The 6369-nt window shown below is 73.0% G+C and carries 6 protein-coding genes and 1 pseudogene; all 7 read left to right on the top strand.

Annotation, left to right across the window (positions count from 1 at the left end; genetic code table 11):
- Window positions 1–1346: hypothetical protein (locus tag RT91_RS18420; RefSeq protein WP_035189082.1), on the top strand; the 1346-nt coding region annotated here is incomplete at its 5' end.
- A gap of 10 nt (window positions 1347–1356) precedes the next feature.
- Entirely contained in the window at window positions 1357–2235 is an 879-nt protein-coding gene (locus RT91_RS18415; RefSeq protein ID WP_035189080.1) for a 4-(cytidine 5'-diphospho)-2-C-methyl-D-erythritol kinase, read from the top strand.
- Between the two features lie 67 nt (window positions 2236–2302).
- Window positions 2303–2998 carry a phosphoribosylformylglycinamidine synthase subunit PurQ gene (gene purQ, locus RT91_RS18410; protein ID WP_007423630.1) on the top strand — a complete coding sequence of 232 codons (696 nt, stop codon included), beginning with the start codon at window positions 2303–2305 and terminating at the stop codon, window positions 2996–2998.
- On the top strand, window positions 2995–5178 hold the full coding sequence (gene purL, locus RT91_RS18405; RefSeq protein ID WP_035189078.1) for a phosphoribosylformylglycinamidine synthase subunit PurL: 2184 nt from the start codon (window positions 2995–2997) through the stop codon (window positions 5176–5178). Before purQ ends, purL begins: the two co-directional genes overlap by 4 nt.
- 18 nt (window positions 5179–5196) lie before the next feature.
- Entirely contained in the window at window positions 5197–5430 is a 234-nt protein-coding gene (locus RT91_RS18400; protein ID WP_007423628.1) for a BolA family protein, read from the top strand.
- A 33-nt stretch (window positions 5431–5463) separates the two neighbouring features.
- Window positions 5464–5811: a Grx4 family monothiol glutaredoxin gene (gene grxD, locus RT91_RS18395; RefSeq protein ID WP_007423627.1), complete on the top strand. Its 348-nt coding sequence runs from the start codon at window positions 5464–5466 to the stop codon at window positions 5809–5811.
- Between the two features lie 50 nt (window positions 5812–5861).
- Window positions 5862–6369 (top strand): annotated as a pseudogene (locus RT91_RS18390) (hypothetical protein); the annotation flags it as partial.

The following is a 6369-nucleotide window of genomic DNA, read 5'->3' as shown; positions in this document are numbered from 1 at the left end:
GCGACGCGGCGGCGAAGGCGGGGGACTGGAAGCAGGCCGCCACCCGTTTCGCCGCGCTGCCGGCCGAGGGGCTCACCGGCCTGATCCGCCCGGTCCTGCTCGCCTGGTGCGAGGCCGGCGACGCCGAATACGGCGCCGCGATCGGCCGGCTCGACCGCGCCGCCGCGCACCCCGGCCCCTTCGCGCCGATCTACCGGCTCAACGCCGCGCTGATCGCCGACATGGCCGGGCGCGAGGCCCAGGCCGCCCGCTTCTACGCCCTCGCCACGCTCGGCATCGGCCAGCCCAACCTGCGCCTCGCCCTCGCCCTGGCCAGCTTCGCCGACCGCGCCGGCCATCCCGGCCACGCCCGCGCCCTGCTGCTGCAACTGGTCGCCTCCCATCCCGAGCTGCGCATCGCCCTGCCGGCGCTCGAACGCGCCGCCCGCCGCCCGGTCGTCGACACCCCCCGCCAGGGCATCGCCGAGGCCTATCTCACCCTCGCCGGCACCGTCGGCGGCCGGCAGGACCCGCTGCTGCGCCGCATCCTGCTCCGCTTCGCGCTCGATCTGCGGCCCGACCTCACCGCCGCCCGCATGCTCGCCGCGACCGATGCGATGCAGGACAAGCGCCCCGAGGCCGCCGCCGCCCTGCTCGCCGGCATCGCGCCGGACGATCCGCTCTACGCCCCCGCGCTGCTGCAACGCACCGGAATCCTGATCGGCCTCGGCAAGGGCAAGTCGCTGCTGCCCGCGCTCGCCGCCCTGGCGAAGGCCCATCCGCGCGCCACCGAGCCGCTCGCCCTCGCCGCCGACATCGAGCGCGCCGCCGGCGACAATGCCGCCGCCATCCGCCTCTCCACCGCGGCGATCGGCCGCGCCGGCATGCCGCTGCCCGCCTCGGCCTGGGCGCTGTTCTACGCCCGCGCCATCGCCGAGGACCACGCGAAGCAGTGGATGGCCGCCCAGTCCGACCTGCGCGAGGCGCTCGCCCTCGCGCCCGGCCAGCCCTACGTGCTCAACTACCTCGCCTATTCCTGGGCGCTGCGCGGCGAGCACCTCGCCGAGGCCGAGCGGATGCTCCGCCAGGCCCTCACCGTCGATCCCAACGAGGGCGCCATCGTCGACAGTCTCGGCTACGTCCTCCTGCGCGAGGGCAAGATCGCCGAGGCGATGAAGACGCAGATCCACGCCGTCCATCTCGCCCCGGACGATGCCGAGGTGAACGCCCACCTCGCCGACATCTTCGCCGCCGCCGGCCACCGCCTCGCCGCCGAGCACCAGTGGGAGCGCGCGCTCTCCCTGCACCCCGACGCGAAGCAGCGCGCGCGGATCGAGGCACGGCTGAAGGCCGCCGCCGCCCGCTGAGAGACCGGACATGACCGACGCTTCCCCCGGCTTCGCCTGCGCGCCCGGCTTCGCCTGCGCGAAGGTGAACCTCCATCTGCACGTCACCGGCCGCCGCGCCGATGGCTACCACCTGCTCGACAGCCTGGTGGTCTTCCCGCCCGTTGGCGACACGCTGTCGCTCGCCCCCGCCGCCGGCCTGTCCCTCGCGGTCGACGGCCCTTTTGCGCCGGCGCTGTCGGGCGAGGGGGACAATCTCGTCCTCCGCGCCGCCGCCCGCTTCGCCGCCCATGCCGGCCGCGCGCCGGAGGCCGCCTTCCGCCTCGTCAAGACCCTGCCCGTCGCCTCCGGCATCGGCGGCGGCTCGGCGGATGCCGCGGCGGCGCTGCGCCTGCTCGCGGCGCGCTGGAACGTTGCCATCCCGCCCGATCTCGCCCTCGCCCTCGGCGCCGACGTCCCGGTCTGCCTCGCCCGCCGCCCGGCGCGGATGTCCGGCATCGGCGAAATCCTCGCCCCCGCGCCCGACCTGCCGGAATTCGGCCTCGTGCTGGTCAATCCCGGCGTCGCGGTCTCCACCCCGGCGATCTTCCGCGCCCGCGCCGGCGAATTTTCCCCGCAAGCCGACCTGCCCCCGGCCTGGCCCACCGCCGGGCGCATGGCCGCCGACCTCGCCCGCCTCGGCAACGACCTGCAAGCCCCCGCCATCGCCCTCGCCCCCGTCATCGCCGATGTCCTCGCCGCGATCGCGGCCGCCGAGTCCTGCCTGCTGGCGCGGATGAGCGGCTCGGGGGCCACCTGTTTCGGCCTGTTCCCCGATGCCGACGCCGCCCGCCGCGCCGCCGCCGGCCTCGCCCGCGACGGCTGGTGGTGCTGGGGCGGGGCCGGGCAGATGGCGCCGGCGCAGGGCTGAACCCGCGCCGCCCCGGTTGCATCCCCCGGCGGGGACGGGCAAGACGCGGCAAGACGGAGCACGAACCATGCGCGCAGGCATCATCCTCTTCCCCGGCATCAACCGCGAACGCGATATCGCCATCGCGCTGGAGGCGAGCCTCGGCGCCAGGCCGCGCCTCGTCTGGCACCGCGAGACCGACCTCGCCGGGCTCGACCTCGTGGTGATCCCCGGCGGCTTCTCCTATGGCGACTACCTGCGCTGCGGCGCGATGGCGGCGCAGTCCCCGGTGATGCGCGCCGTGGTCGAGCACGCGAAGCGCGGCGGCTACGTGCTCGGCGTCTGCAACGGCTTCCAGATCCTCACCGAGGCGCAGCTCCTCCCCGGCGCGCTGCTGCGCAATGCCGGGCTGCGCTTCCTCTCGATGGACTGCCGCCTCCGCGTCGAGCGCAACGACACGGTCTTCGCCGGCCGATACGAAAAAGGCGCCGTCTTCCGCGCCCCGATGGCGCATGGCGACGGCAACTACATCGCCGATCCCGAAACGCTCGACCGCCTGGAAGGCGAGGGGCTGGTCGCCTTCCGCTATGTCGATGCGACCGGCGCGGCGACCGAGGCCGCCAATCTCAACGGCTCCGCCCGCAACATCGCCGGCATCTACGCGCCCGGCCTGCGCATTCTCGGCCTGATGCCGCACCCGGAAAACCTGGTCGACCCGGCCACCGGCGGCACCGACGGCAAACCCCTGTTCGACAGTCTCAACGCCATCGGGAGGGCGGCATGAACCCCACCGTGATCGACGCCGCGCTGGCCCGCTCCTTCGGTCTGGCCGCCGAGGAATACGACCGCGTCCTCGCCATCATGGGCCGGGTGCCGACGCTCACCGAGCTCGGCATCTTCTCGGTCATGTGGTCCGAGCACTGCTCCTACAAATCCTCCCGCATCTGGCTGAAAACGCTGCCGACCACCGCCCCCTGGGTCATCCACGGCCCCGGCGAGAATGCCGGCGTGGTCGATATCGGCGAGGGCAGGGCGGCGATCTTCAAGATGGAGAGCCACAACCACCCGAGCTTCATCGAACCCTACCAGGGGGCGGCGACCGGCGTGGGCGGCATCCTGCGCGACGTCTTCACCATGGGGGCCCGCCCGGTCGCCAACCTCAACGCGCTGCGCTTCGGCGATCCGTCGCTGCCGGTGACGAAGCGGGTGGTCGATGGCGTGGTCCGCGGCATCGGCGGCTACGGCAACTGCGTCGGCGTGCCCACCGTCGGCGGCGAGACCAATTTCCACCCCTCCTACAACGGCAATCCGCTGGTCAACGCGATGACCGTCGGCATCGCCGATCAGGACCGCATCTTCCTCTCGGCGGCCGCCGGCATCGGCAACCCGGTCGTCTATGTCGGCTCGAAGACGGGGCGCGACGGCATCCACGGCGCCACCATGGCCTCCGCCGAATTCGGCGCCGACGCCGAGGAAAAGCGCCCCACCGTGCAGGTCGGCGATCCCTTCATCGAGAAGCTGCTGATCGAGGCCTGCCTCGAACTGATGGCGACCGACGCCATCGTCGCGATCCAGGACATGGGCGCCGCCGGCCTCACCTCCTCCTCGGTCGAGATGGCGGGGAAGGGCGGCGTCGGCATCGAGCTTGAGCTTGACGCCGTCCCCCAGCGCGAGGCCGGCATGTCTGCCTACGAGATGATGCTCTCCGAGAGCCAGGAGCGCATGCTCATCGTCCTCAAGCCCGGCCGCGAGGCCATGGCCCGCGCCATCTTCGAGAAATGGGAGCTCGACTTCGCCGTCATCGGCCGCATCACCGACACCGGCCGCATCGTGGTGAAGCACCAGGGCCGGGTCGAGGCCGATATCGAGCTCGCCCCGCTGGCCGACCAGGCGCCGCTCTACGAGCGCCCCTGGGTGGAACCGGCGAAACCCGCCCCGCTCGGCCCGGTCGACAGCCCGCTCCCGCCGGGCGCCGCCCTGCTCGCCCTGATCGGCTGCCCCGACCTCGCCTCCCGCGCCTGGATCTGGAACCAGTATGACGGCACCGTCGGCGGGCAGACGCTGCGCCGCCCCGGCCAGGCCGACGCCGCCATCGTCCGCATCGAGGGCAGCCGCCGCGCCCTGGCGCTGACCACCGACTGCACGCCGCGCTACTGCGCCGCCGATCCCGAGACCGGCGGCGCCCAGGCCGTCGTCGAATCCTGGCGCAACATCACCGCGACCGGCGCCACCCCCCTCGCGGTGACCGACAACCTGAATTTCGGCAACCCGGAAAAACCCGCGATCATGGGGCAGATCGTCGCCGCCATCCGCGGCATGGGCGAAGCCTGCCGCGCGCTCGACTACCCGATCGTCTCCGGCAACGTCTCCCTCTACAACGAGACCGAGGGCACGGCGATCCTGCCCACCCCGGCGATCGGCGGCCTCGGCGTGATCGACGACGGCGCCGCCGCCACCGGCATCGCCCTCGCCCCCGGCCTCGACCTCGTGCTGATCGGCGAGACGAGCGGCGAACTCGGCGCCTCGCTCTTCCTCCGCGAAATCCTTGGCCGCGAGGATGGCGCGCCGCCCGCGCTCGACCTCGCGGCCGAGAAGCGCAACGGCGATTTCATCCGGGGCAGAATCCGCGCCGGCGCCATCGCCGCCTGCCACGACGTGTCGGATGGCGGCCTGCTCGTCGCCCTCGCCGAAATGGCCCTCGCCGGCGACACTGGCATCGCGCTGGCCGCGATCCCCGCGGGCATCGCCCCGCACGCGTTCTGGTTCGGCGAGGACCAGGCCCGCTACGTCGCGGCGACGGCGGATGGCGCCGCCCTGATCGCCGAAGCCGCCGCCGCCGGCATCCCCGCCCGCCCCCTCGGCCGCAGCGGTGGCGATCATTTGACAGGCCCGGACGGCATCGCCATATCACTGTCGGAAATCCGTGCCGCGCACGAAGCCTTCTTCGCGCGCTGGTTCGCCTGAACGACGAGGACACTCCCCATGGCCATGTCGGCCGCCGAAATCGAGGACATGATCAAGTCCGCCCTGCCGGACGCGCGGATTACCGTGGAAGACCTCGCCGGCGATGGCGAGCACTATGCCGCCACCGTCGTCAGCGAGCAGTTCCGCGGCCTCTCGCGGGTGCGCCAGCACCAGCTCGTCTATGCCGCCCTGCAAGGGCGGATGGGCGGCGTGCTGCACGCCCTCGCGCTGCAGACCTCGGCGCCCGAGTAACGCCCGGCGCCCTTTTTCCCCAGGAGACATCCCATGAGCCAGGCCACCGAAAATCCGGCCTTCGCCAGCATCAAGACCGCCGTCGAGGAAAACCCCGTCATGCTCTTCATGAAGGGCACGGCGATGTTCCCGCAATGCGGCTTCTCCGCCCGCGTGGTGCAGATCCTCACCCACATGGGCGTGCCCTTCAAGACCGCGAACGTGCTCGAGGACCCCGAGCTGCGCGACGGCATCAAGCAGTTCTCCAACTGGCCGACGATCCCGCAGCTCTACGTCAAGGGCGAGTTCGTCGGCGGCTGCGACATCGTGACCGAGATGTTCCAGTCCGGCGAGCTGCAGACGCTGTTCGACCAGAACGGGATCGCCAGGACCGGCGCCTGACCGCTTGCGGCGGGGCGTGACTCTCCCGCGCCGACCGGGAGGTTGCGGCCATGCCGCGTGAAGGCCGCCGCCGCTTCGGCTTCGTCACCGACGAGTGGCCGCGCGCGGGTGCCGCCGGCCATCTCGCCTACAATCACGCGCTGATCGCCCATCTGCGCGAGGCCGGGCACACGGTCGATCTCTATCTCACCCGACCGCGCCTGCCCTGGCCGGTGATGCGCCTGCCGCCCGGCGCCGGCGCCGTGTCCGGCCCGCGCCTCGTGCGCCTCGGCCGCACCCTCCTCGCCGCCGAGCCGCGCGCCGCCGCCGCCGCCCTGATGCGCCGCCTCGCCCCCGCCGCCGTCCCGCGCCGCCGCGCCAACGATGTCGTGCTCGGCGCCGCCATCACCCCGGCGGAAGCCGGCTGGATCGCCGCGCGCCTCGCCGCCGCCAGGCCCGACGCGATCCTGATCGACACCATCTTCCGCGCCCGCCTGCTCGACGAACCGGCCCTCGCCGGCATCCCCTCGGTGCTGCTGACGCACGACCTGTTCCACCGCCGCCACGCGGCCCTTCGCC

It is taken from the genome of Acidiphilium sp. JA12-A1 (assembly GCF_000724705.2).
GTDB lineage: Bacteria > Pseudomonadota > Alphaproteobacteria > Acetobacterales > Acetobacteraceae > Acidiphilium > Acidiphilium multivorum.
Note: the sequence above shows the minus strand (reverse complement) of the source record. Positions and strands in the feature narration are given on the sequence as shown.

Coding starts and splice junctions, on each gene's coding strand:
- RT91_RS18415 (WP_035189080.1), top strand. CDS start 1,357: ATGACCGACGCTTCCCCCGGCTTCGCCTGCGCGCCCGGCTTCGCCTGC.
- purQ (WP_007423630.1), top strand. CDS start 2,303: ATGCGCGCAGGCATCATCCTCTTCCCCGGCATCAACCGCGAACGCGAT.
- purL (WP_035189078.1), top strand. CDS start 2,995: ATGAACCCCACCGTGATCGACGCCGCGCTGGCCCGCTCCTTCGGTCTG.
- RT91_RS18400 (WP_007423628.1), top strand. CDS start 5,197: ATGGCCATGTCGGCCGCCGAAATCGAGGACATGATCAAGTCCGCCCTG.
- grxD (WP_007423627.1), top strand. CDS start 5,464: ATGAGCCAGGCCACCGAAAATCCGGCCTTCGCCAGCATCAAGACCGCC.